This is a genomic window from Bradyrhizobium agreste (assembly GCF_016031625.1).
GTDB lineage: Bacteria > Pseudomonadota > Alphaproteobacteria > Rhizobiales > Xanthobacteraceae > Bradyrhizobium > Bradyrhizobium agreste.
The window spans coordinates 75,882-98,589 of record NZ_JACCHP010000017.1; the positions used below are offsets into that span (position 1 = coordinate 75,882).

General features: G+C 64.8%; 25 protein-coding genes, 1 tRNA gene and 3 pseudogenes. 11 read left to right on the forward strand and 18 right to left on the reverse strand.

Translation table 11 applies throughout. The features are described from left to right. The first annotated feature begins 93 nt into the window (after nt 1-93). The 4 genes from HZZ13_RS23985 to HZZ13_RS24000 all read left to right on the forward strand — a co-directional run bounded on the left by HZZ13_RS23985 (nt 94) and on the right by HZZ13_RS24000 (nt 2,716). Nucleotides 94-963 carry a sulfurtransferase gene (locus HZZ13_RS23985; protein WP_197961978.1) on the forward strand — a complete coding sequence of 290 codons (870 nt, stop codon included), beginning with the start codon at nt 94-96 and terminating at the stop codon, nt 961-963. 110 nt (nt 964-1,073) lie between these two features. Continuing rightward, complete coding sequence (locus HZZ13_RS23990) at nt 1,074-1,766, forward strand: RNA polymerase sigma factor (RefSeq protein WP_197961979.1); 693 nt, start codon at nt 1,074-1,076, stop codon at nt 1,764-1,766. 86 nt (nt 1,767-1,852) lie between these two features. Further along, the gene (locus tag HZZ13_RS23995; RefSeq protein WP_197961980.1) at nt 1,853-2,386 is read left to right on the forward strand and encodes a DUF4142 domain-containing protein; all 534 of its coding nucleotides are present in this window, start codon (nt 1,853-1,855) and stop codon (nt 2,384-2,386) included. Nucleotides 2,387-2,395: 9 nt separating this feature from the next. Continuing rightward, on the forward strand, nt 2,396-2,716 hold the full coding sequence (locus HZZ13_RS24000; protein WP_197961981.1) for a cupredoxin domain-containing protein: 321 nt from the start codon (nt 2,396-2,398) through the stop codon (nt 2,714-2,716). A 47-nt stretch (nt 2,717-2,763) separates the two neighbouring features. On the opposite strand, the gene HZZ13_RS24005 is transcribed toward HZZ13_RS24000, so the two are convergent. The 4 genes from HZZ13_RS24005 to HZZ13_RS24020 all read right to left on the reverse strand — a co-directional run bounded on the left by HZZ13_RS24005 (nt 2,764) and on the right by HZZ13_RS24020 (nt 4,664). Continuing rightward, complete coding sequence (locus HZZ13_RS24005) at nt 2,764-3,030, reverse strand: hypothetical protein (RefSeq protein ID WP_025034564.1); 267 nt, start codon at nt 3,028-3,030, stop codon at nt 2,764-2,766. A 257-nt stretch (nt 3,031-3,287) separates the two neighbouring features. Beyond that, complete coding sequence (locus HZZ13_RS24010; RefSeq protein WP_197961982.1) at nt 3,288-3,665, reverse strand: TIGR02301 family protein; 378 nt, start codon at nt 3,663-3,665, stop codon at nt 3,288-3,290. 45 nt (nt 3,666-3,710) lie between these two features. Next, complete coding sequence (locus HZZ13_RS24015; RefSeq protein WP_197961983.1) at nt 3,711-4,145, reverse strand: NUDIX hydrolase; 435 nt, start codon at nt 4,143-4,145, stop codon at nt 3,711-3,713. Nucleotides 4,146-4,154: 9 nt separating this feature from the next. Next, the gene (locus HZZ13_RS24020; protein WP_197961984.1) at nt 4,155-4,664 is read right to left on the reverse strand and encodes a hypothetical protein; all 510 of its coding nucleotides are present in this window, start codon (nt 4,662-4,664) and stop codon (nt 4,155-4,157) included. 63 nt (nt 4,665-4,727) lie between these two features. Here HZZ13_RS24020 and HZZ13_RS24025 point away from each other — a divergent pair. Beyond that, a pseudogene (locus HZZ13_RS24025) lies at nt 4,728-5,375 on the forward strand (SOS response-associated peptidase); the annotation flags it as partial. On the opposite strand, the pseudogene HZZ13_RS24030 reads toward HZZ13_RS24025, so the two are convergent. The 6 genes and pseudogenes from HZZ13_RS24030 to HZZ13_RS24055 form a co-directional block, all read right to left on the reverse strand. Beyond that, nucleotides 5,372-6,427, reverse strand: a pseudogene (locus HZZ13_RS24030) (CaiB/BaiF CoA transferase family protein); the annotation flags it as partial. The pseudogenes HZZ13_RS24025 and HZZ13_RS24030 overlap by 4 nt on opposite strands. Before the next feature lie 35 nt (nt 6,428-6,462). Further along, nucleotides 6,463-7,392, reverse strand: coding sequence for a glycine reductase (locus tag HZZ13_RS24035; RefSeq protein WP_197961985.1), 930 nt, complete (start codon nt 7,390-7,392; stop codon nt 6,463-6,465). Between the two features lie 156 nt (nt 7,393-7,548). Next, nucleotides 7,549-8,130 (reverse strand): NUDIX hydrolase, encoded by a 582-nt coding sequence (locus HZZ13_RS24040; RefSeq protein WP_197961986.1) that lies wholly within the window; start codon nt 8,128-8,130, stop codon nt 7,549-7,551. Nucleotides 8,131-8,140: 10 nt separating this feature from the next. Further along, nucleotides 8,141-8,587, reverse strand: coding sequence for a GNAT family acetyltransferase (locus HZZ13_RS24045; protein WP_197961987.1), 447 nt, complete (start codon nt 8,585-8,587; stop codon nt 8,141-8,143). Further along, nucleotides 8,584-10,011 carry an FAD-binding oxidoreductase gene (locus tag HZZ13_RS24050; RefSeq protein WP_197961988.1) on the reverse strand — a complete coding sequence of 476 codons (1,428 nt, stop codon included), beginning with the start codon at nt 10,009-10,011 and terminating at the stop codon, nt 8,584-8,586. Before HZZ13_RS24050 ends, HZZ13_RS24045 begins: the two co-directional genes overlap by 4 nt. 16 nt (nt 10,012-10,027) lie before the next feature. After that, complete coding sequence (locus tag HZZ13_RS24055) at nt 10,028-11,017, reverse strand: L-threonylcarbamoyladenylate synthase (protein ID WP_197961989.1); 990 nt, start codon at nt 11,015-11,017, stop codon at nt 10,028-10,030. A 68-nt stretch (nt 11,018-11,085) separates the two neighbouring features. On the opposite strand from HZZ13_RS24055, the gene HZZ13_RS24060 reads away from it, so the two are divergent. After that, nucleotides 11,086-11,162, forward strand: a tRNA-Pro gene (locus tag HZZ13_RS24060). A 741-nt stretch (nt 11,163-11,903) separates the two neighbouring features. On the opposite strand, the gene HZZ13_RS24065 is transcribed toward HZZ13_RS24060, so the two are convergent. From HZZ13_RS24065 to HZZ13_RS24090, 6 genes are all read right to left on the reverse strand, one after another. Next, entirely contained in the window at nt 11,904-12,218 is a 315-nt protein-coding gene (locus HZZ13_RS24065; protein ID WP_197961990.1) for a hypothetical protein, read from the reverse strand. Nucleotides 12,219-12,296: 78 nt separating this feature from the next. Beyond that, entirely contained in the window at nt 12,297-12,743 is a 447-nt protein-coding gene (locus tag HZZ13_RS24070) for a hypothetical protein (protein WP_197961991.1), read from the reverse strand. Nucleotides 12,744-12,790: 47 nt separating this feature from the next. Continuing rightward, nucleotides 12,791-13,006 carry a YrhB domain-containing protein gene (locus tag HZZ13_RS24075; protein WP_246504550.1) on the reverse strand — a complete coding sequence of 72 codons (216 nt, stop codon included), beginning with the start codon at nt 13,004-13,006 and terminating at the stop codon, nt 12,791-12,793. Between the two features lie 537 nt (nt 13,007-13,543). Continuing rightward, the gene (locus tag HZZ13_RS24080) at nt 13,544-13,846 is read right to left on the reverse strand and encodes a hypothetical protein (protein ID WP_197961992.1); all 303 of its coding nucleotides are present in this window, start codon (nt 13,844-13,846) and stop codon (nt 13,544-13,546) included. A 157-nt stretch (nt 13,847-14,003) separates the two neighbouring features. Then, the gene (locus tag HZZ13_RS24085; protein ID WP_197961993.1) at nt 14,004-14,330 is read right to left on the reverse strand and encodes a hypothetical protein; all 327 of its coding nucleotides are present in this window, start codon (nt 14,328-14,330) and stop codon (nt 14,004-14,006) included. 85 nt (nt 14,331-14,415) lie between these two features. Then, nucleotides 14,416-14,640, reverse strand: coding sequence for a hypothetical protein (locus HZZ13_RS24090; RefSeq protein WP_197961994.1), 225 nt, complete (start codon nt 14,638-14,640; stop codon nt 14,416-14,418). 259 nt (nt 14,641-14,899) lie between these two features. On the opposite strand from HZZ13_RS24090, the pseudogene HZZ13_RS24095 reads away from it, so the two are divergent. The 5 genes and pseudogenes from HZZ13_RS24095 to uraD all read left to right on the forward strand — a co-directional run bounded on the left by HZZ13_RS24095 (nt 14,900) and on the right by uraD (nt 19,028). Then, nucleotides 14,900-15,673: pseudogene (locus tag HZZ13_RS24095) on the forward strand (nitrilase-related carbon-nitrogen hydrolase). Nucleotides 15,674-16,240: 567 nt separating this feature from the next. Continuing rightward, nucleotides 16,241-16,465: a hypothetical protein gene (locus HZZ13_RS24100; protein ID WP_197961995.1), complete on the forward strand. Its 225-nt coding sequence runs from the start codon at nt 16,241-16,243 to the stop codon at nt 16,463-16,465. A gap of 321 nt (nt 16,466-16,786) precedes the next feature. Further along, entirely contained in the window at nt 16,787-17,200 is a 414-nt protein-coding gene (locus HZZ13_RS24105; RefSeq protein ID WP_036045261.1) for a DUF3830 family protein, read from the forward strand. Further along, a complete protein-coding gene (gene puuE / locus HZZ13_RS24110; protein ID WP_197961996.1) occupies nt 17,201-18,136 on the forward strand; it encodes an allantoinase PuuE in 936 nt (311 codons plus the stop codon). Nucleotides 18,137-18,140: 4 nt separating this feature from the next. Continuing rightward, a complete protein-coding gene (gene uraD, locus HZZ13_RS24115; protein ID WP_197962105.1) occupies nt 18,141-19,028 on the forward strand; it encodes a 2-oxo-4-hydroxy-4-carboxy-5-ureidoimidazoline decarboxylase in 888 nt (295 codons plus the stop codon). Here uraD and HZZ13_RS24120 read toward each other — a convergent pair. Next, nucleotides 19,025-21,751, reverse strand: coding sequence for a molybdopterin-dependent oxidoreductase (locus HZZ13_RS24120; protein WP_197961997.1), 2,727 nt, complete (start codon nt 21,749-21,751; stop codon nt 19,025-19,027). The two genes, uraD and HZZ13_RS24120, sit on opposite strands and share 4 nt — an antisense overlap. After that, nucleotides 21,748-22,575 (reverse strand): FAD binding domain-containing protein, encoded by an 828-nt coding sequence (locus HZZ13_RS24125; RefSeq protein WP_197961998.1) that lies wholly within the window; start codon nt 22,573-22,575, stop codon nt 21,748-21,750. Before HZZ13_RS24125 ends, HZZ13_RS24120 begins: the two co-directional genes overlap by 4 nt. Nucleotides 22,576-22,708: the final 133 nt, after the last annotated feature.

Sequence of the window (22,708 nt, forward strand, 5' to 3'; positions counted from 1 at the left end):
AATCCCTCCGCGGAAAGACTCTGGATTGCTTCGCTACGCTCGCAATGACGAGAGGAGAGAGCTACATTTCCTCTCGAACGGGAGCGTAGTCCGATGTCCCAGCCAGCTGCCCTCATCACCACCGAACAACTCGCTCCGATCCTCAGCGATCCCAACCTCCGCCTCTACGATTGCACGACCTATCTTGAGCCCGCGCCGGAAGGCAGCGCCGTGCCCTATCGCGCGGTGCCCGGCGACAAGACGTTTGCGGCCGGTCACATCCCGGGCGCCGATTTCCTCGACCTGCAAGGTGAGTTCTCGGACACCTCGTCGCAACACTTCTTCATGATGCCCGATGTCGCTCAGCTCGAGGCCGCCTTCGGCCGTCACGGCCTCGATGCGTCCAAGACAATCGTGCTCTACGGCATCGGCACCATGATGTGGTCGACACGATTCTGGTGGATGCTGCGCGCGCTCGGCGTCGATGCCCGCGTGCTCGACGGCGGCTTCGACAAATGGAAGCAGGAGGGGCGGCCAGTCGAGACAGGCGCACCCAAGGCCTATCCAGCCACGACCTTCAAGGCGGCGCCGCGCCCGGGCTGCTTCGTCGACAAGGAAGCGGTGCTGGCAAAGATCGGCGATCCCGCAACCGTCATCGTCAACGCGCTCGGGCCGCAGTTTCATCGCGGCCTGGAGCCGAGCCGCTATGGCCGGCCGGGCCGTGTTCCCGGCAGCGTCAACGTTCCTGCAGCCACGCTCGTGAATGCCGACAAGACGCTGACGAATCTTGCGGATGCGGAAGCCAAGTTCGCCGCCCAGGGCGTCACGCGCGACAAGAATGTGATTCTTTACTGCGGCGGCGGCATCTCGGCGACGATCGACCTCTTGCTGCTGGCGCAACTCGGCTATGACAAGCTGACGCTCTACGACGCCTCGATGGGCGAATGGGCGAGAGATCCCTCGCTGCCGATCGAGACGGGTTAGGAGGCGGTCGTTACCCACCGGAAAGGGTAAGATCCCAGGTAAGAAAATTGGGAACCTTTCCCCTGCGCCTGCATCCAATGTCCGGAACCAATGGAGACAGGATGCCCGCCATGCCAGGGACCGCAGCCGGCCTGACCGCCGGCGCCAGGACGTTGGAAGCCGCACTGGTGGATCGCGCGCGGCGCCGCGACGAGGCCGCTTTGCGCGAGATCATGCAGGCCAATAACCGCCGGCTCTTCAGGCTTGCCCGCGGCATCCTGCGCAGCGACAGCGACGCGGAGGACGTGGTGCAGGAGACCTATGTCCGCGCCTTCACCCACCTTGACGGCTTTCTTGGCGAGTCGGCGCTGTCGACGTGGCTGTCGCGCATTGCCATCAACGAAGCGCTCGGACGCGCACGCGGCCGGAGGCCGCAGGTCGAGCTGGGATCGGTGCCGGAGGCAACGCTCGAAGCACAAATCATCCAGTTTCCGCTTTCGTCCGCCGCAACTGATCCGGAAAAGTCCATGGCCCAACGCGAGATCCAGCGTGTCGTCGAACGCGCGGTCGACGAACTGCCCGAGACCTTCCGCATGGTCTTCATCGCGCGGGTGATGGAGGGGATGAGCGTGGAGGAGACCGCCGGGCTGCTCGGCACCAAGCCCGAGACCGTGAAGACGCGGTTGCACCGCGCGCGCACCATGCTGCGCGAGAACGTCGAGAAGAAGATCGGTCCGGTCGTGATGGATGCGTTTCCGTTCGCAGGTGAGCGTTGCGAGCGCCTGACGGAGGCCGTGCTCAGGCGCCTTGGCATCGGGGCGTAATTTTTCGGGAACGTTCGCGCGGAATTGGCATCCAATCTGTGCAAGCAACAGTCCGGAACGTTTCCGGCCCACAGGAGTGTCATGCCATGTTGATCCGTTGGAGCGCGGCGGCCGCCACAGCGATGATGTTGTCTAACCCCGTATTGCTGCAAGGCGCCAGCGCAGCCGACAAGCCCACCGATCCTCAGATCGCGCATATCGCCTACACCGCGGGCGTGATCGACATCAACGCTGCCAAGCAGGCGCAGAAGAAGGCCAAGAACAAGGACGTCAAGGCATTCGCTGAGGACATGCTGCGCGACCACGAGGCGGTCAACAAGCAGGCCCTCGCGCTCGTCAAGAAGCTGAACGTCACGCCGGAGGACAACGAGACCAGCAAGGCGCTGTCGAAGCAGGCGGCCGACAAGATGGCCGAGCTCGACAAGCTCGACGGCGCGGCGTTCGACAAGGCCTACGTCGCCAACGAGGTCGCCTACCACAAGGCGGTCAATGGCGCGTTGGAGACGCAGTTGATCCCGTCTGCGAGCAATGCCGAGCTGAAGAGCCTGCTGCAGACCGGGCTGAAGATCTTCCAGGGTCATCAGCAGCACGCCGAGCACATTGCGGCCGAGCTGAAATAGGAGCGTCGCATGATGCCGGGACGCCTCGCTTCGATCGCGCTTGCGGCCGTGCTTCTGTCGACGGTCGTCCCGGCACGTGCCGCGACGATCGAGATCACGATGGACAATCTCGTGATTGCTCCCCCTGAGGTATCGGCGAAGATCGGCGATACCATCACCTGGGTCAACAGGGACGTCTTCGCCCACACCGCCACCGCAGGGAACGGCGATTTCGACGTGATGCTGCCGCCAAAGACATCGGCGACATCGGTTCTGAAGAAGGCCGGAACGATCGAGTATTACTGCCGCTATCATCCCAACATGAAAGCGACGCTCAAGATCGAGCCGTAACGCAGGAGGGGCGCGTTCCCGGCTCTGTCGGGAACATCTCCCGCGGCTTACTGCCGGGAGATGCCGACCGAGAATTCGCCATTGCGGATGCGGCCGGGGAAGCCCTCGACGAACTTCGCCACCGCGTCCTCGCCATAGGTGCCGACGAGCTCGGCGAGGGCCGCGAACAGGCTCGCCTGCGCCAGGCAGTCGCCGTCGACGCCGTCATGACGCGCCTCGGCCCAGGCCTCGTTGAGATAGCTCAGCGCAGCCTGTTTCTGCTCGTGATCGGGCAGCGGCGCGCGGGCGGGGGCGTAGGAAATCGGCTGGCTCATGAAACTCGGTCAGGGCTGGGGCGCGATCCACGGCGATGCGCTGTGCGAGAAGGTGTAGCACGGGCGTTAACGACCGCTAGGCCACATCTTTAAGAACGGTTAACGGCTGTGAACAAAGTCGATGACAGGGTTGCAGCACTCCCGTCATTCCGGGGCGCGCGCAGCGCGAGCCCGGAATCCATCTGGCCGCAGAGATGGTGGAAGAATGGATTCCGGGCTCGCGACTTCGTCGCGCCCCGGAATGACGAATGCAGAACTCAGTTCGCGTAGCGCGCCGTGAGATCGCGCGAGATCTTCGAGCCTTCCTCGATGTAGCGGCGGATCGCCACCATCGCGGCCGGCGTGCAGCTGCGATAGGTCTGCTGAAAACCGTTATAGCCGCGGTTGAAGCCGGCGATCATGCGGGTGCGGCGCTCGCCGGAGGGGGTTTCGGCATCGATCAGCGCCTGCATCTCGTTGCGCCATTTGTTGCCCTCGTTGGCCCCGCAGATGCCGCGCAGATAGTGCAGCCCGCCGAGGATCTCGGCCAGCCGCTGCAGTTCGCCGTCAAACGGCGCCGCCACGTCCTGGGCCCTCGCAGGCGCGGAGGCGCAGGCGAGAATCAGGGCAAAAATGGCCAGAAATCGCGTCGACATCGGCGGCTGTATGCCCCCTCGGGACGGCTGGCGCAAGGCGGGCCGTCAGGTCCCAAGCAGCCGGTGAGCGGACAGGATGACCTCCTCCAGCCCCCCGGTCAGCTTGAGGTCGCCGAGGCTTGCCAAGGCGCTGGGGGCGACCCAGCGGTAATCGTCGAGCTCGTCGTTCAGCGCCGGCTCCTTCGCCGTCCAGCGCGCGGCAAAGGACATGATCAGGTAATGGCCGGCGCCGGCTGCGGCCGGGAGTACCTCGCGCCAGCCGGCGAGGCCGATGATCTCGATAGCAAGGCCGGTTTCCTCGTCGACCTCGCGGCTCAGGGCCTGGTGCAGCGATTCGCCGAACTCGACCCGGCCGCCCGGCAGCGAATAGAAGCCCTTGGCCGGCGAGCGGGCGCGGCGGACCAGCAACACCTTGCCGTCGCGGAAGATCGCTGCGCTGACCGCAAGCTGGGGGTGGGCAGGGTGGACGATTGCGGCCAATCGCGCCACCTATCCGGTCGAGTTCGTCATGATGGTGTCGACGTCGGCCTCCGCCCCGCCATTGATGATGCCGCCGCAGGCCGCGATCAGCGGCTTGACCCAGAGGGCGGCCTGCTCGGCGAGGCGGACGCGGGTCGAGTCCTTGTCGACCTCGCGCATGGCCGTGCCGACCGCGGTCAGAATCGAGGTCATGGTGTCCGTGATGTGGTCGAACTGGGCACGCACGTTGGGATCGGCCCTTTCATAGGCCTCGATGGCGAGATCCCGCGCCTTGAAATTCGAGGCCGTGAAATGCTCGGCATAGGACAGCGGCGTCCAGGTCAGGAAGTCCTCGGCGCATTCCGGCATGTCAGGCACCATTTCGAGCAGCATCACGGCTTCATTGAAATGGTTGAGATAGTCGGTGGCAAGCCCGGTCCGCGGGTTGATGTTGGCGACGCGCAGCCGTTCGGCCCAGGCGGTCGCCTCAGGGCCCGTCTGTACATGCGTCCGCGCGGGTTGGGTGGCCGTTGAGCTCATCTGCCGCAGTGTTAACGTTCGGGGTTAAAAGGACCTGAACGGACCCTATATAGGCCTCCAAGGATGTGTGGACGCTTCGTCATAACTTCGGCCCCCGCGGCTTTGCGGCAACTGTTCGGCTATGTCGAGCAGCCGAATTTTCCGCCCCGGTACAATGTCGCCCCGACGCAACCGATTCCGGTGGTGCTGGTCGAGAACGGCGCGCGCCATTTCCGCCTGATGCGCTGGGGTCTGCTGCCGAGCTGGGTCAAGGACCCCCGCGGTTTCACGCTCCTGATCAACGCTCGCTCCGAGACGGTGCTGGAGAAACCCGCCTTCAAGAACGCGATTCGCCGCCGGCGCGGTCTGATTCCGGCCGACGGCTATTACGAGTGGAAGACCGAAGCCGGCCGCAAGCAGCCCTTTTTCATCCACCGCGCCGACGGTGAGCCGCTCGGCTTTGCCGCTGTGTTCGAGACCTGGGTCGGGCCGAACGGCGAGGAGCTCGACACGGTCGCGATCGTCACCACCGCGGCGGGCGAGGATCTCGCCGCGCTGCATGACCGCGTGCCCGTCACCATCAGCCCGCGCGACTTCGAGCGCTGGCTCGACATCAAAGGCGACGAGGTCGATGCGATCCTGCCGCTGATGAGGCCCCCGCGCAGCGGCGAATTCGCCTGGCACCCCGTCACTACCCGCGTCAACCGCGTCGCCAATGACGACGAGCAGCTGCCGGCAAAGCGCAGCCGGCCATATTGCGTGTCCAGCTCCTGGATCGCGCCGCGCGCCTTGATTTGCGGATGGTCGATGATCTCCTCGACCTTCCAGATGCTGGCGCAGGGCGCGCCGGCGTCTTCCAGGATCGTCTCCCACTCGCGCGCCGGCCGTTTCGCCAGCGCTTCCTCGATGATGGCGCGCAGCGCGCCCTCGTTCTCGTTGCGGGCGAACCAGTCGGCAAAGCGCGGATCTGACAGCGTATCCTCGCGGCCGAGCGCGCTCATCAATGCGCGGTACTGCTTCTCGTTGTTGACGGCGAGCAGGATATGGCCCTCGCCGCACTTGAACAAATTCGCCGTGGTCCGTCGGCTCACCGCCTGATTGCCCGAGAGTGTCTGCCGATGGCCGGCCACCGACCAATCGGCGATCTGGCCGGAGAGAAACGCCAGCGTCGCTTCCAGCATGGAGACATCGATCAGCTGCCCCTTGCCGGTGCGGTCGCGCTGGTAGAGCGCGCTCGACACGCCGAACGCCGCCGTGGCGCCGGACAGCACGTCGCACACCGCAAAGCCCGCGCGCGTCGGCCCCGTCTCGGGGTGGCCGGTGATGGCCATGATGCCCGACAGCGCCTGCATCTTGCCGTCATAGCCGGGCCGCAGGCGGTCCGGGCCGGTCTGGCCGAAGCCCGACACCGCGCAATAGATCAGCTTGGGATTGATCGCCGACAGCGCCTCATAGCCGATGCCGAGCTTGTCCATCACGCCGGGGCGGAAATTCTCCATGACCACGTCGACCCGGCCTGCGAGCTTCTTCACGATCGCGATCGCCTCCGGCTTCTGCAGATCAAGCGTCAGGCTGCGCTTGTTGCCGTTGATGGCCTGGAAGGCCGGCGCCAGCCCGCGCTCGGCCCATTCGCGGCTGAGCGGCGTGCGGCGCATGTCCTCGCCCTCGCGCCGCTCGACCTTGATGACGTCGGCGCCCAGCAGCGCGAGCTGGTAGCTCGCATAGGGGCCGGCCAGCACTTGCGTGAAATCCAGGATCTTCACGCCCTCGAACGGTCGCGTCACCTCGCTCTCCCTCGGCTTGTTGTTATTGGAGGACGTCAGGCGGCGCGGTTGCCGCGCGCGATCTCCTTCTGCTTGTCGAACTCGGCGCGGCGCCGCGCCAGCTCTTCAGGCGAGAGCTGCGCGACATTGTTGTAGTCGAGCTTCCAGGAGGCGTTCTCGCTCCAGCGCAGCGGCGACTGCATCGTGGTCTGCGGACCGCTCGCGGTCTCCAGCAGCCTCAAGGCGAGCTCGAGCGTCTGTGCCTGCGAGGCGATGTCGTGCGGCTTGCCGGCGGAATTGCCGAGCGGGAAGTCGCTGAACAGGAAGCGGGGCACGGCCGCGTGCTCGACGATGTCCTTGGCGCAGCCCATGATCACGGTGGCAATGCCGTTGCGCTCCAGATGCCGCGCCACCAGCGCCGTGGTCTGGTGGCAGACCGGGCAGTTCGGCACCAGCACCGCGACATCCACCTTGTCGGCGAGGCAGCGTGCGAGGATCTCCGGCGCGTCGGTGTCAAGCGTGACGCGATGGCTGCGGTTGGTCGGCGCGCCGAAGAAGCGCGGCGCCACTTCGCCGATGCGCCCCGCAGCGGATGCCTTCAACAGCTGCGGCAGCGGAAACCAGGTGCCGCTGTCGGTGGCCGAGGTGTGCTTGCGGTCGTAGCCGATATGCGAGATGCGCAGATCGTGTTCTTTCGACGTGTCGCCCTCATAGACCTGATAAAATTTCGCGCCGCCATTATACGCCGCGCCCGGCCCCTGGTCGCCCTTGGCCGGGTCGTAGGGCGCAGCGGTGGTGATGATAGTGACGCGCGATTGCGAAAGCGGCTTCTTCAGCGGCTGGAACGGTGCCGCGGTGTAATGCGCCCAGCGGTACGGCGTAGCGTAGCCGATCGCCGCGTAATAATCCCGGGTGCGCTGCATGTAGGGGACGGGGGAATCGTAGTCGGGCGCAAAGCCGAATTCGTCGTCGCGCGGAGCAGACATGGCGCGTCTCCTGGTTCTTGGTTGGCGCCAGACTAGAGATAGTTTTGCGGTTGCTCAACCGGGGGGCGGGGCGGCGCAGCACAGAATTGCAGACGAGGATGACGCGGCGTCTCTTACCCTCCCCCTCCAGGGCCCCTCCAGGGGAGGGTCAGCACGTCACCTGAACACGTGCAGCGCCACATACTGCAGCAGCATGATCGCCTTGGCGTCGATGATCCGGCCGTCGGCGATCATCGCCAGGGCCTCATCGATGGAGAGCTCCAGCACCTCGATGTCCTCGCCCTCGTGCTCCAGGCCGCCGCCGTCGCTCACCCGCATCTCGGGCTCGTATTCGGCGACGAAGAAATGCAGTTTCTCGGTGATGGCGCCGGGGCTCATGAAGGCCTCGAACACCTTGTGAACGTGGTGCAGGCGATAGCCGGTTTCCTCCTCTGCCTCGGCCCGGATCCGCTCCTCGGGCTCGGCGTTGTCGAGCACGCCGGCGGCGGCCTCGATCAAGAGGTCGTCGTAACCGCGGATGTAGGCCGGCAGACGGAACTGGCGCACCAGGATCACGGTCCGTCGCGCGAGATTATACGGCAGCACGGCCGCGGCATTGTCACGCTCATAAGTCTCGCGATGTTGGGTCTGCCACTCGCCATTGGCGCGCCGGTACTCGAAGGTCGTGGTCTTCAGCGTGGTCCAGCCGTCCGAGAGCACGCGGACGTCCTTGATGCGGACGCGGTCGGAAATGGTCATGGGCTGGATCTCAGTTGCTTGGCGTGGTCGCGCGGCCGTCGAGCCACTTCTGGAACATCACGGAGGTCGAGAGCTCGAAGCCCAGCGAGCCGTAGAACGCATTGGCCTGCGCGTTCTCGCGGCGGACCAGGAGCTGCAGCTTCGAAATTCCGGCGCTTCGCAGCCAGTCCTCGGCCGCCGCCATGATGATGCGGCCATAGCCGCGCTTCTGACAGCTGGGATCGACCGCGACGTAATAGACCCAGCCGCGATGGCCGTCATGGCCGACCATCACGGTGGCGACGATCGCGCCATTGTCGCGGCCGACCAGCACGGTGGAATTGTCGCGCCGCCGCGCCAGTGCGATGTCGGCATGGGGATCGTTCCAGGGCCGCGTCAGGCCGCAGCGCTGCCACAGCGCGACGACCGGCTCGACATCGGCATCGGTGATCACATCGATCGTAAGTGAACCGCTCACAGCACCTTCCCCGGGTTCATGATGCCGAGCGGATCGAGCATCGCCTTGACCTGCCGCATCAGCTCGATCGCGGTCTTGTCCTTCACCTCGGGCAGCTCGTCGCGCTTGAGCACGCCGATGCCGTGCTCGGCCGAGATCGAGCCGCCCATGCGCAGCACGATCTCGAACACCACCGCGTTCACATCGTGCCAGCGTGCCAGGAAATCGGCGGTGTTGGCGCCGATCGGCTGGCTGACGTTGTAGTGCAGATTGCCGTCGCCGAGATGGCCGAACGGCACCGGCCGGGCGCCGGGGATCAGCTTCACCACGGCCGCATCGGCTTCGGCGATGAAGTCGGGCACGGCCGCAACCGGCACGGAGATGTCGTGCTTGATCGAGCCGCCTTCCGGCTTCTGCGCCGCCGACATCTCGTCGCGCAGCTTCCAGAACGCGCCGCGCTGGGTGAGATTGGCCGCGATCACGGCGTCGTCGACGATCTCCTCCTCCATGGCGCGGGTGAGGATCGTCTCCAGCGGCGTGCGGGCATCCTCGCTCGGCGATGACAATTCCATCAGCACGTACCAGGGATGCTTCGCCTCAAGCGGATCGCGCACGTCGATGCCGTGGCGGACGGAGAAATCCACCGCCAGCTCCGACAGCAGCTCGAAGCTCGTCAGCGCATTGGCGGCTTCGCCTTGCGCGATGGTGAGCAGCTTGAGCGCTGCCGCCGGCGATTTCAGCCCGACAAAGGCGGTTTCGATCGCCCGCGGCTTCGGAAACAGTTTCAGCGTCGCTGCGGTGATGATGCCGAGCGTGCCTTCGGCGCCGATGAAGAGGTTGTGCAGATTGTAGCCGGTGTTGTCCTTCTTCAGCTTCGACAGCGAATTGAGCACGCGCCCGTCGGCGAGCACCACTTCGAGGCCCAGCGCCATCTCGCGCGCGACGCCATAGGCGAGCGCCGCGGTGCCGCCGGCATTGGTCGAGAGGTTGCCGCCGATGGTGCAGCTGCCTTCGGCCCCTAGCGACAGCGGAAACAGCCGGTCGACCTCGGAGGCCTTGGCTTGCGCGATCTGCAGCACCACGCCGGCCTCACACGTCATGGTGTTGGAGGCGGTGTCGATCTCGCGGATCTTGTCGAGCCGGCGCAGCGACACCACCACCTCGCCATTGTGCGGCGTCTGGCCGCCGACGAGCCCGGTGTTGCCGCCCTGCGGCACCAGCGCGATGTTGTGCGCGGAGGCGAGCTTGCAGATCGCAGAGACCTCCGCCGTCGAGCCCGGGCGCAGCACCAGCGGCGAGCGGCCGTGGAACAAATTGCGCTCCTCGGTGACGTAAGGCTCGATATCCGTTGGATCGGTGATCGCGTGGCGGTCGCCGACGATCTTGCGGAATTGCGCGATCAATTCGGGCGCAAGCGGCGGGGTGGCAGGCTTGTCGATGTTCATGTCCTCGTCTCTTGCTTCACCGCGCCACCGCGGCGCGGCGCAGCCGGTCGTTGATCGCCTCGCCCAGACCATCTTCGGGAATCGGCATCACCGCAATCGCCCGCGGCGCCTTCGCATCGAGGCTGCGAAGATAGCCGAACAGATTGGCGGCGGCTTCATCGAGATCGGCGGCGGGCGACAAATTCATCACGGCCGATGCGGCGTCAAGACCGGGCAGGCGCTCCGGCCCAAACGCCAGCAGCGCCTCGCCCGGCGCGACCTCACGCACGTTGAGCCGCACAGGGGCGCGCGGCGCGTAATGCGAGGCCAGCATGCCAGGGGCCAGCGGCTGGCTGTCGTCGTTGCCAGCCTCCACCGGCGGCCGCGCCAGCGGCGTGCCCAGCACCGTCTCGATCCGCTCGCGTGACAGCCCGCCGGGACGAAGCAGCATCGGCGCGTCGAAGCAGCCGAGAATCGTGGATTCCACGCCGACCGTAACAGGCCCGCCGTCGATGATCAGGTCGATCCGCCCCGCAAGGTCGCTCTCGACATGGGCGGCCAGCGTCGGCGAGACGTGGCCGGAGATGTTGGCCGACGGCGCGACCACGGCGCCGCCGAAGGCGCGCAGGATCGCCTGTGCGACGGGGTGGGCGGGAATGCGGATCGCCACCGTGTCCAGGCCTGCCGTGGCGAGATCCGCCACCGGGCAGTCGTCGGTCTTCGGCACCACCAGCGTCAGCGGCCCCGGCCAGAACGCCTCCGCGAGCGCCAGCGCGCGCGCATCGAACCGCCCGATTCGCCGCGCGGCCTTGAGGTCCGCGACGTGCGCGATCAGCGGATTGAACGCCGGCCGGCCCTTGGCGGCGTAGAGATGGGCGATCGCGGTGGCATTGGCGGCATCTGCCCCGAGCCCATAGACCGTCTCGGTCGGAAACGCGACCAGCCCGCCGGCGGCAATTCGCCGGGCGGCAGCTTCCGCGCCGGCCGCGCCGGCCGGCAAAATCAGCGTTTCAGCACCCGTTTTCACTAGGGCAAAATTCCTCAGCTCGGCCGCTTGCAGTGCGTCAAACCCGACGCTATAAGCCGCCTTCTTGTCGGAGTGTGGCTCAGCCCGGTAGAGCACTGCGTTCGGGACGCAGGGGTCGCAGGTTCGAATCCTGCCACTCCGACCATTAGTTTCAATGGCTTAAGCCTCTAGCACTTTTTGGGGCCCAAGAAAGGGCCCAAGAAATAGATCACCCTCGATCATGACGGGGAGCACGCAAGGCCCGAAGGTGCATACGCGCCCTCGATCACGTCCATTCTTGTTCATCTTCATTGACTTTCGTCCTCACCAAGGGCGGGTTCGCCGGAGGTCCGAGTTGGAGACCAACTCGAAGTTGGCGTGGTTCCTATTTCTGGGTTAGAAACTGTGCGGTTTCTACGTCTACTTGCAAATGTGCCAAGGTGAAGTTCGATCAGCTACGATCTATCGGCCATAATATCGCCGACTCGCTCGCGAGCGGCGACAGCCTTCTGTTTGGCTTTTTTGAGGGACCAAAGCTAAGCGTGTTCGGTGCGGCTCTCCACAGCCCTGAGCGCCGTGTCGTGGTCGATTTTTTAATCGGACAAGCCACACAGGGCGACGTTTCCCCTCGACTCGCCCGAACGATCGCGGACTCTCCTGATGCACTGGCCTTCTTATGCAAGAAGCACGGTGCGTCTCCAACAATGTTTCGCGAGCTTTCCGCGAGCTACTCAGCTGACGGTCCCGGGCAGTATAGCTTCACCGTGACCATCGAGGACAATTCCGGTCGCCGAGCGCTGGACGAGTATGTCGGGATACCAGGAAAGCGGATTCTAAGTCGAGATCACCTAGGGCGCCTCCGCCGCAAACGGGGCTATGTTTCGGTTCAGGAGCGCTGAGGTCCAGATCAGTGGTGCTTCTCGAGGACAATTACCGTTGTGAAGGGCACGCACTGCCAGACAGCTGCTACATAGCAGTACTGGCTTGGGTAGTCGTCGAGCTGGAAGTTATTTGCATCTGGAGCGACTAGGCGGCACTTCACCTCAGACTTCCAAAATGCAAATTGTTCGCCTTCGGATATCCACCGCAAGGGCTGCCCTACCTCCGCGACCACAAAGCTTGAACCACCTCGCAGCAGTTGGACGATATCCGTCTCCCCCGCACTCGCTACGCGGAATGCGTCTAGGGTGCCGCTGCTGTTCCACAATTCGGTGAGCGGCATGCTGGTGACGATCCTGTGCTGCGAATCCACGTTTCCCCGCGTCGCTTCCAACACATAGAAAAGAAAGCTGGATACCGATTAGCTCAATGGAGGGGCGGCAACACTACCAAAATCCATGTCGCCCTCCATCGTGAAGCAAAAGCACCAACTGGCATTCGGGCCAACAAAATAATGGTGCTGCGGGATGTCAATTAGCTCAGGCAGAGCCCTCCTCATGGACTGGATTGATCCGGCCAACGCGAAATCTGTCGCGCTATCACCGGCGTAAAGCACCGGGCCCTTAAGTTCGAACTGAGCGCAAACCTCATCGAAGAACTGGATGAACCGCTCTGGCCTTTTGGACTTGATCTCCTCGAAACATCGGATTGCGCCTGGAACGCGCTTCCAATCGATCTTCGATCCACTTATCGGATATCCATGTTGGATCAACCGAAAGATCTCGTCGGCGGTGCCCGCTTCTTTCAAGCTGCCCGTGCCAAACTCAACTTTCAACACCTCTCGAATTTCGTCTTCGAACGTAGTCATAGCTGTTGTTGATGAACGTTTGGCGATTTGGCTAACCTCAACTCCGCTTACCAACTTGGGAGTTGGGGCGTGCGCTGAAGCGAGCCGGGAGGGAGCGTGTTCTCGTAATGCTCCAAATAATGCTCCAGCGGCTTGGCTGTACCGGTTACACGCAACTCAGATGTGTTTCTGTCCACTATAATTGGAGCGTTCCCGGCAAGCCGCGCCGATGCGACGCCGTTATCGAGAAACTCTATGGATTGATAGAAGAAAAACCCAACCATATGGTTTCGCAATTGTGGATTCAGGTACAATGCGCGCCTGTCCTTCGCACGTAATGTCCACCCATGCACTTGCAAGCGCTGCCGCCTTAGTGAAATCCATTGTGTCGAGTCTCATCGAATGTCATGTGATCGCAAGGCTGTTGCGTCTTCTAAGGGTCACAAAACCGGCGAGGCTCATCGCTCAAAAATCAATAGGTTGCGAGAGGGGCGGGATGTTCGGGACGCAGGGGTCGCAGGTTCGAATCCTGCCACTCCGACCATTCTTCCAAAAGTCGACGTTTTCCTAAAGGCTTGGCAGACCGGCCGCCGGCGCCTCGGACGCTCTTTTGCAACGATTTTCGGGGCGGGTCCACGGCCGATTTGGATCAGCAAAGCGGCTTGTTGCGGCGGCATGGCTGGCGGATAGCTGGCGGCGGCAGTCAATGGCCTTTCTCGGCTCGCACTACGCCTGATCCCTCACTCCGATCGATGCCCATCAAACGCAAACGGCGCGGCCGTGATCGGCCGCGCCGCTGTGATCTTGCGATGTGAAGGGCCCTAGTCCTCGTAGTCGTAGGGTGCGTAGGCAGATGTGCCCCAGCGAGGCTCGTCGTAGCCGTAGCCCGGGCTCCAATAGCCGTAGGTGTTGGTGGGGTGCCAACTGCCGATGCGCTGGCATTGGCCGACGCCGGCCATCAACTGGCCGCCGCTCATGGCGGGTCCGGCGGCGCCGACTGCTTCTCCAGCCGGTGGGGTGCACCAGCCGGGACCGCGTCCCGCAGCGAGGCTGGGGCTTGCAGTTGCGAGCGGCAAAATCGCGGCCAGAGTTGCGGCGACGCTCACGAGTTTCGCACGTGTCATGGTTGTCTCCATGTTCGGGTTCAACGGGAGACCAATCCCTGCTGCTTCGAGACGTTCCGCGCGGAGCGGTCGCGATTTCGCGAGCAAAATGGGTTTCCTCGGGTTTCCCGGAACGCGGAGATTCCGTTCACGTGCGCGTCGTCGCGAGCGCGCACCATCATTTGCGAGCGACCAGCACACCCACCAGAAAGGCCACGAGCAGCGACGGCAGCGGGGCGTCACGCACCATGCCGCGAATGATGTCTTGCCAGTGCTGCTCCGGCACCAGTTTCGGCGATCGCACGTTTGGCGTGGGCTCGATACCCCAGTGTGTTGCGAGCTCGGCGATCTCGCTCTGCGCGAGGCGCACGCCGTCGCGGACGCGAAAGATCGCGGCCTCGGACCGCTCGCGCGGTGCGAGCAGCATCAAGGTCTCGACGGCGGTGCGCAGCGTCATCTCGCCGTAGCCTTGCAGCCGCACCGATTCTTCGGGATCGGAGGTCATGCGAGGTCCCTCACAGCGCCAATTCTTTTGGAAATGGCCGCCGCCGAGCTTGGTTCCTTGCGCGCGGCGCGAATCGGCAGGCCGACTATTTCCGCAGCAGCTCGCTCAGGGCCGCCGTCGCCTCGGCGCAGCGGATGTCGTCGATCTCGCGAGACAGGCTGAGCGCGCTCGATCTCAGCTCCTCGAGCGTCCAGCTGTCCGGATGCTGGTTTTCGAGCTGACCGAGTCGCTTGTTCAGATCGTCCAGTCTCGATTGAAGCTGCCCGATGCTGGCGGCCCCATTCACTTTCCAAACGCGTTGTGCACGCATCGTCTTCCCCTGATAGTCTCACGGTGTTGTGAGAGCGGTTCGTGGCCGGAATGGGAGTTTGTTTTGTCCGGCTTCAGACGGTGGGGAACCGTTGCAGATCGGCAACGAAGTTTCTGTTTGGGGTGCTCGCCCAGCGCCGCACGATGATACCCGCAGGCACGGAATTTGATTGTGTCCTCGGCGCAGAGGGCCGAGGCGGCCTGTTTGCGCGGTGATAGGCTCAGGCCTGGCGCACTCGAAAAAAGATGAGGAATGACGCGTGACGAGAATTGTGACCATCGCAGCCGGCCAGCTCGGCCCGATCGCGAGGAGCGAGACCAGGACCGCGGTGGTGGCGCGGCTGATGGCGTTGATGCGCGAGGCGCGGGCTTGCGGCTGCGACCTGATCGTCTATCCCGAGCTGGCGCTGACCACGTTCTTTCCGCGCTGGTACTTCGAGGACCAGGCCGAGATCGAGGGCTTCTTCGAGCGCGAGATGCCGGGCCCCGAGACGCAGGCGCTGTTCGATCTCGCGCGCGAGCTCGGCATCGGCTTCTGCCTCGGCTATGCCGAGCTGACGCTCGAGGCCGGGCTGGTCAGGCGCTAGATCTGCAACGACCGCCGCTGGAGCGAGACCTATCGCGTGATGGGCCTGCAGGGCGTCGAGATGGTGCTGATCGGCTACAACACGCCGGTGCACAATCCGCCCGCGCCGGAGCATGATGATCTCTCGCTGTTCCACAATCATCTGGTGATGCAGTCCGGCGCCTACCAGAACGGCAGTTTCGTGGTCGGCGTCGCCAAGGCCGGCATCGAGGAGGGCGTCGATCACATCGGCGGCAGCTGCATCATCGCGCCCTCGGGCGAGATCATCGCGGCCTGCACGACGAAGGGCGACGAGATCGCGCTGGCGCGCTGCGATCTCGATCTCTGCAACTCCTACAAGCGCACCACCTTCAATTTCGACGTCCACCGCCAGCCGCATGCCTACGGCATGATCGTCGAGCGGAAGGGCGTGACGATCATGGCGGATGGGACGCCGGTGAAGGGGTGATGCTGCCGGACCGGGGGTGTTTCGCTTCGCTGTCAATCCATCGACGTAAAAACATTCCGCTTTACCGAAATTCGGAAATATCGTATGTGTCGCTTATCCCGGCTCATTCTCGAGGGGCGATCATGCGGTCGTCATTGTCGCGAGCCGGGCTTGCGGTGGACGCGGCAGCGTCGTGTACGAGAGCCTGAGGGCGGGGCGGATTGCTCTCCGTGAGCCCCAAGGCTTCGTACCGGACGAGCGGCGCTGTCAGGTTCGTCGCGCCGGCATTTCGATGGCAACGTGCACAACGCCGTCGAACCCTGCGGCGCCAACGAACCGCGCGTACGGCAAAACCGTGTGGTCCTGGCCGTCGTTGCTACGGTCAAGCTCTGGCGAATGCGGCGCTCGCGTCAACCGGCGCGGTGCCGGCGACTTTCGTGAGGGCGAGGGAGGCCAGAACGAACTCGGCTCCCGGGAGAGCGCGGCATAAGCCGTCCGACCATCGCGCAGGGAAGGCCGTGTGTTGGGCTTCACCTGTATGCTGCTGTGCGGTCTTTTTGCGCTACATTTTCGCGCAGCGGACCGCGGGTGCCGCCGGCACCCGGCCTTCCCTGCGCCCTTGAACGTGAGGGCGGCGAGATCAAGCAAAGCTCGGGCGTATCACGCCGCGAGAAAGCGAAGGTGCGTCTGCAATTTGCCATGCAGTTTGGTGAATTTCAGTGCCGCCGCTTGTTCCGTCATTGCGAGCACAGCGAAGCAATCCAGAATCTTTCCGGGGAGACAGTCTGGATTGCTTCGCTGTGCTCGCAATGACGAATCCGATAGATCCTGCGCCACACTCAATTCTCGTGCCCCGGACGCAGCGCAGCGTCTCTTCGACGGTGCGCTGCAGAGCCGGGGCCCACGTCGCGGCATCGTGCCGTATCGCTCTGGGTCCCGGCTCTGCGCTGCAACGCTCAAAGCGTTGCAGCTTGTCCGGGACACGTTCGTGAGCACGATCGCCGCCCCACGTATGGACTTGGCCTGCGCAATCCGGTTCAATGCGCTCACTGAGCTCCCTTGCGCGAAGCCCGATGGAGTGCTTTTTCTGCAAGTTCCCCGCGGGGCGCATCGCCCCCGATCCAGAGAGATGAGATGAGCAAACTCGTTATCCGCGCCGGCGATTTCACCTTCGATGCCCGTTTCGAGGAGCAAGCGGCGCCCAAGACCGTCGCCGCCTTCCGCAAGGCGCTGCCGTTCGAAAGCCACATCATCCATGTGCGCTGGAGCGGCGAGGGCGTGTGGATGCCGCTCGGCGACCTCGACTTCGGCGTCGGCTACGAGAACCACACCAGCTATCCCGCGCCCGGCCAGATCATCCTCTATCCCGGCGGCATCAGCGAGACCGAGATCCTGCTGGCCTATGGCGGCGTGCATTTCGCGAGCAAGATGGGCCAGCTCGCCGGCAACCATTTCATCACGCTGACCTCGGGCCTGGAGAATCTGGCGACGCTGGGCAAGAGCGTGCTGTGGAAGGGCGCGCTGCCGATCCGCTTTGAGGAAGTCTGAGTGACCGAGCCCCGCTACCCGCGCGATCTCCGCGGTTACGGCCGCAACCCGCCGCATCCGCAATGGCCCGGCAATGCGCGGGTCGCGGTGCAATTCGTCGTCAATTTCGAGGAGGGCGGCGAGAACAACATCCTGCACGGCGACCGCGCCTCGGAAGCCTTCCTGTCCGATGTGCTCGGCGCGCAGCCCTGGCCCGGCCAGCGCCACGCCAACATCGAATCCATGTTCGAATATGGCTCGCGGGCCGGCTTCTGGCGGCTGTGGCGGATGTTCAGCGAGCGGAAGTGGCCGACCACGGTGTTCGGCGTCGCGACCGCGCTCAAGCGTAATCCCGAGATTGTCGCGGCCATGAAGGAGGCGGGCTGGGATATCGCCAGCCACAGCCTGAAATGGATCGAGCACAAGGATATGACCGAGGCGCAGGAGCGCGTCGAGATCGCCGAGTCCATCCGCGTGCATACCGAGGCAACAGGCTCGCGTCCGCTCGGCTGGTACACCGGGCGCTCCTCGATCAACACCAATCGTCTGCTGATGGAGGAAGGCGGCTTCCTCTATCTCTGCGATTCCTATGCCGACGATCTGCCCTATTGGGTCAAGGGCGCGAGTGGCAAGCAGCTCATCATTCCCTATACGCTCGATGCCAACGACATGCGCTTCATCAACCCGCAAGGGTTTGCCGAAGGCGAGCAGTTCTACACCTATCTGAAGGACGCCTTCGACGTGCTTTACGCCGAGGGTGAGACCGCGCCGAAGATGATGTCGGTCGGCCTGCATTGCCGCCTCGCCGGCCGGCCCGGTCGCGCAGCGGGCCTGATGCGCTTCCTCGACTATATCGGCAAGCATGAGCGCGTCTGGGTGCCGACGCGGCTGCAGATCGCGCAGCACTGGCACGAGAAGCACGCCCATCTTGCCGCCGACGCATTCGAGATCGGGTGAGATGATGTCGCAAGTTTCGCTTGCCGATCTCAACGCTGCAAGCAAGGCCGATTTCGTCGCGGCGCTCGCCAATGTCGTCGAATATTCGCCGTGGATCGCCGAACAGCTCGCGGCAAAGCGGCCGTTCGTCGGCATCAATGAGCTGCACGCCGCCCTGATGGCGGCGATCCAGAGCGCCGAGCCCGACGTGCAGCTGGCGCTGATCCGGGCGCATCCCGATCTCGCCAACAAGACGCAGCGCGCCGCCGGCCTCACCGCGGAATCGACCGACGAGCAGAACAGCGCCGGCCTCGACCGGCTGTCGGATGCCGAATATTCCGCGTTCGAGCGGGCCAACAACGCCTACCGGGACAAGTTCGGCTTCCCCTATATCGTCTGCGTGCGCCGTCACACCAAGGATTCCGTGCTGCGCGACTTCGAGGCCCGGCTGCTCAACATTGCCAAGACCGAGATAAGGCGTGCGATCGAGGAGATCGGCCGCATCTCCGCGCTGCGGCTCGATCAACTGGTCGTCGCCGACGACAGGCTGAAGGTGCACGGCCGGCTCTCCACCCATGTGCTGGACAACCAGATTGGCAAGCCCGCGCCGGGCATCCCGATTGAGCTCGTGGAGCTCGCGAGCCTTGGCGAGAACCGCGTCATCGCGCGCGTGGTGACCAATGCCGACGGCCGCACCGACCAGCCACTGATCGGCGGCCGTCCGCTGCCGATCGGCCGCTACGAGCTCAGATTCAGCGTTGCCGAATATTACGCCGCGCGCAACGTGCCGCTGTCCGACCCGCCGTTGCTCGACGAGATTCCGCTGCGCTTTGCGATCAGCGAGCCGGAAAGCCATTACCACGTGCCGCTGCTGGTTACGCCCTGGAGCTACTCGACCTATCGCGGGAGCTAGCCCCCAAACTTGTCGAGGAGCGCCGGAAACAGCCGGTCCGGCTTGAAGGGCGGCGCAGTGAAGCGGATGCCGGTGGCATCGGCAATCGCGTTGCCGAGCGCCGCGGCGACCGGATTGTACGGGCTCTCGCTCATCGATTTCGCCCCTAACGGTCCGATCGTGTCGGAGGTCTCGGCGAAAAACACCTCCGTGCGCGGCACGTCGGCGAAAGAGGGCAGGTGGTAGTCGCGGAATTTCGGATTGGTGACGCGGCCGCTCGCGTCGATCACCATCTCCTCATAGAGCGCAGCGCCGAGCGCCTGCGCCACGCCGCCTTCGACCTGACCGCGGCACTGCATGGGATTGGCGACGACGCCCGCGTCCGCGGCGTGCACGCTCCTGAGAATCCGGAGCTCGCCCGTCGCCTTGTTCACCGCGACGCGAAAGCCCTGCACGTTGAACCCGACCGATCGCGGCGTGCCGCCGGACGTGCCGCTGCCTGCGAACGGCCGGCCGCGCTCGCGGGCGAGCTGCGCCAGCTCCGTAAAAGGCATGCGGCGGACGCCGCTGACGACGGAGTCCGCATCGAGCGCGCAAGTCTGAACATCGCACAGCCAGGCCCCGGCGGCGGCCGCCTTCAGCTCGCTCGCAAGCTGCACGGCTGCCGCATGCGTCGCCTTGCCCGCAACGAAGGTGCCGGCGCTGCCATACGCGCCGGTGTCGTGGCCGCCATGGGCGGTGTCGGACTGGCGCAGATGGATTCTCTCGACGGTGGTCGCCAGCATGGTCGCCGCGATCTGGCGATGCACGGTGCTGGTGCCGTTGCCGAACTCGGCCGTGCCGACGGTGAGGTCGAAGTCGCCGTCATCGTTGAGCGCGATCGTCGCATCCGCGAAGTGGCCGGCCGGCGGCACGGTGTCAATCATGGTCAGCGCGATGCCGTCGCCGACCAGCCAATCCGGCGACAGCTCCGGCTGCGGGCCATCGGCCTGCATCGCGCGCTCGACGAGATCGAGGCACTGGTCGAGCCCATAGGAGCCGTAGAGCACGTCGTGATATTCGGACGGCGGCGGCGACAGCATGGGATCGCCGGGCCTCACGACATTGCGCCGACGCATCTCGTAGGGGCTGATACCGAGTTGTCTCGCCAACTCGTCGATCGCCGCTTCCACCGCGATCAGCGCCTGTGGCAGGCCATAGCCGCGAAACGCCCCCGCCGGCACGGTGTTGGTGTAGACGGCGAGGCCGTCGACCCGTTTGTTCGGGCAATTGTAGACGGCGATCGACTCCGCCAGCGCGTGGAACATCACGGGGCCGGCGTGATTGCCGTAGGCGCCGGTGTTGGAGAGCACGTCGAGCTGGAGCGCGGTGAGCTTGCCGTCGCTGTCCGCGCCGGCTTTGACGTGGATCCGCATCGGATGCCGCGTCGAGGTCGCGATGAACTGCTCCTCGCGTGTCAGCTCCAGCTTGACCGGGCGCCCGGTCTTCAACGCGGCGAGCGCCAGGATGTCCTCGACGAACATCTCCTGCTTGCCGCCGAACCCGCCGCCGACGCGTTCGCAGAACACGCGGACCTTGTCCATGGGAAGCTGGAAGATGTCCGACAGCGCACGCCGGGTCAGGAACGGCACCTGCGTCGAGGTGCGGACGTTGAGCACGCCGGAATCGTCGAGCCAGGCGAGGCCGCCATGGGTCTCGAGCGCAGCGTGCTGCACACGGTGACTGTGAAAGGTGGCCTCATAGGTGACGGCAGATGTGGCGAGCGCCGATGCGACATCGCCGAACTCGCCATGTGTCTCCGCGGCCAGGTTGCGCTTTGCATCGGCAACGCGGTTCGCAATGGTGCGGTCGGGATGAACGACGGGCGCCCCCGGTGTCATCGCTTGCTCGGGATCGATCAGCGCCGGCAGGATCTCGTAACTGACTTTCAGCTTGCGGCACGCCGCCTCGGCAGCGGCTTCGGTCTCGGCGATGACGGCGGCAACCTTTTGGCCAATGAAGCGGACGACGTCATCGAGGATGCGGGTATCCTCCGGGTCCATCCAGTCTTTCTCATGCCGCGCCGTCGACATCAGGACGGACGGCGCATCCTCGTGCGTCAGCACGGCGTGCACGCCGGGGATGCTCAGCGCGTCCGACTTGTCGATCGCGACGATCCTGGCGTGGGCGTGCGGCGAGCGCAGCAGCTTGATGTGCAGCAGGCCATCGATTGCGGTGTCGAAGGTGTAGCGTGCCGTGCCGCGGACCACGCCGGGGCCTGCGGGGGCCGGCAGGCTGCGGCCGAAGGCGGCGCCGGCCTCGACGCTCGCCTCGACATTGGATTTGCCGAGGATTGCGTCCTCGATCGAGCGATAGCCGGTGCAGCGGCAGATATTGCCTTTCAGCGCCGTGCCGAGGTCGGTGCGCTGCGCCTGGTTCAGCGAGGCGCAGGTCAGGATCATGCCGGCGGTGCAGAAGCCGCATTGAAAGCCCTGCGCATCGAGGAAGGCCTGCTGCATCGGATGCGTGCCGTGATCGCCGCCAAGGCCCTCGATCGTGGTCACGGTGCGCCCCTCGGCCCGGAACGCCGGAATCAGGCAGCTGTGCACAGGCTCGCCGTCGAGCAGCACGGTGCAGGCGCCACAGTCGCCGGCATCGCAGCCTTTCTTCACGCCGAAATGGCCGAGCTCGCGCAGGAACGTGCGCAGGCACTGGCCGATGCGCGGCTGCTGGGCGAACGCCTTGCCGTTGACCTCCAGGCTCATGCGGGCGTCGCTCCCAAGAGCTCGCCGCGAATTTCCTCGGCCAGGCGCAGCGTCATGTGCTTGCGCCAGAGTGGCGCGCCATGGATGTCCGTGTGGTACAGATCATCGGTAATCTCCTGCATGAGCGCGGCGCGCAGCGCGCTTGCGTCCGGGGCTTTGTGGAAACGCAGCTGGATCGGCCGCACCGTCGACGCGGTGACTGTGAGTGTCAGCCTATCGCCGGCTTCGAGGCTGCCGATCAGCAGCGCCGCCGAGCGGCCGACCGGCGCCAGCGAGATCTGGCGGAAGGCTGTGCGGCGCCTCAAGGCGGCGATCGGGATGTCGATCTGCCGGAGAAGGTCGCCTGGCGTCAGGCGATTGCGCTGGTTGCCGGTGACGAATTCGGCGACCGGAAGCCTCTGTTCGCCGCCGCCGGCCTTCCAGATGGTGCAGACGCCCTCGAGCGCCGACGTCAGCGAGATCATCGGTCCCGCCGGCAGCGACATGCAGAGATTGCCGCCGATTGTCGCAGTCTTCCAGATCTTGAACGACGCAAGGAAGGCCCGGCAGCACTGGTTGATCAGCGGCGCTGCGAGCCAATCGGACGGGCAGGCGAGTCCATCGAGCTCTGCGATGGTGCAGGTGGCGCCGATCGAGAGATGGCTCTCGGTGATCGTCAGTGCCGGCCATTTCAGATCGGTGAGATCGATCAGTCGCGTCAGATGTGTTTGCGGCTCCGAGAACAGCCAGGTGCCGCCTGCGAGCCAAGCATCACCTGCCGTCCAAACGGGCAATTGCGCGCGCGTTTGCGGATGAGCGACGGCTGTGATGGTATTCAAGTCCATGGCTGCGCCAACGCTTCCGACGGCTGAATGGTCCGAGAGAAGTGTGGCAAGACGGGAGCCAAGTGGCAACAACAAGTCGGAGCAAGGGCGCGATCGTCCTCGACCTTGCAGGTTCGCCGACAGCGTGCGCGAG

Bases quoted from the DNA above. Each gene is read 5' to 3' on its own strand.
- HZZ13_RS23990 (WP_197961979.1), top strand. From the start codon at position 1,074: ATGCCAGGGACCGCAGCCGGCCTGACCGCCGGCGCCAGGACGTTGGAA.
- HZZ13_RS23995 (WP_197961980.1), top strand. From the start codon at position 1,853: ATGTTGATCCGTTGGAGCGCGGCGGCCGCCACAGCGATGATGTTGTCT.
- HZZ13_RS24035 (WP_197961985.1), bottom strand. From the start codon at position 7,392: ATGTCTGCTCCGCGCGACGACGAATTCGGCTTTGCGCCCGACTACGAT.
- HZZ13_RS24080 (WP_197961992.1), bottom strand. From the start codon at position 13,846: ATGACACGTGCGAAACTCGTGAGCGTCGCCGCAACTCTGGCCGCGATT.
- HZZ13_RS24085 (WP_197961993.1), bottom strand. From the start codon at position 14,330: ATGACCTCCGATCCCGAAGAATCGGTGCGGCTGCAAGGCTACGGCGAG.
- HZZ13_RS24000 (WP_197961981.1), top strand. From the start codon at position 2,396: ATGATGCCGGGACGCCTCGCTTCGATCGCGCTTGCGGCCGTGCTTCTG.
- HZZ13_RS24070 (WP_197961991.1), bottom strand. From the start codon at position 12,743: ATGACTACGTTCGAAGACGAAATTCGAGAGGTGTTGAAAGTTGAGTTT.
- HZZ13_RS23985 (WP_197961978.1), top strand. From the start codon at position 94: ATGTCCCAGCCAGCTGCCCTCATCACCACCGAACAACTCGCTCCGATC.
- HZZ13_RS24065 (WP_197961990.1), bottom strand. From the start codon at position 12,218: ATGCCGCTCACCGAATTGTGGAACAGCAGCGGCACCCTAGACGCATTC.
- HZZ13_RS24075 (WP_246504550.1), bottom strand. From the start codon at position 13,006: ATGGTTGGGTTTTTCTTCTATCAATCCATAGAGTTTCTCGATAACGGC.
- HZZ13_RS24005 (WP_025034564.1), bottom strand. From the start codon at position 3,030: ATGAGCCAGCCGATTTCCTACGCCCCCGCCCGCGCGCCGCTGCCCGAT.
- HZZ13_RS24090 (WP_197961994.1), bottom strand. From the start codon at position 14,640: ATGCGTGCACAACGCGTTTGGAAAGTGAATGGGGCCGCCAGCATCGGG.
- HZZ13_RS24105 (WP_036045261.1), top strand. From the start codon at position 16,787: ATGAGCAAACTCGTTATCCGCGCCGGCGATTTCACCTTCGATGCCCGT.
- uraD (WP_197962105.1), top strand. From the start codon at position 18,141: ATGTCGCAAGTTTCGCTTGCCGATCTCAACGCTGCAAGCAAGGCCGAT.
- HZZ13_RS24050 (WP_197961988.1), bottom strand. From the start codon at position 10,011: ATGAACATCGACAAGCCTGCCACCCCGCCGCTTGCGCCCGAATTGATC.
- HZZ13_RS24020 (WP_197961984.1), bottom strand. From the start codon at position 4,664: ATGAGCTCAACGGCCACCCAACCCGCGCGGACGCATGTACAGACGGGC.
- HZZ13_RS24125 (WP_197961998.1), bottom strand. From the start codon at position 22,575: ATGGACTTGAATACCATCACAGCCGTCGCTCATCCGCAAACGCGCGCG.
- HZZ13_RS24120 (WP_197961997.1), bottom strand. From the start codon at position 21,751: ATGAGCCTGGAGGTCAACGGCAAGGCGTTCGCCCAGCAGCCGCGCATC.
- HZZ13_RS24010 (WP_197961982.1), bottom strand. From the start codon at position 3,665: ATGTCGACGCGATTTCTGGCCATTTTTGCCCTGATTCTCGCCTGCGCC.
- HZZ13_RS24040 (WP_197961986.1), bottom strand. From the start codon at position 8,130: ATGACCATTTCCGACCGCGTCCGCATCAAGGACGTCCGCGTGCTCTCG.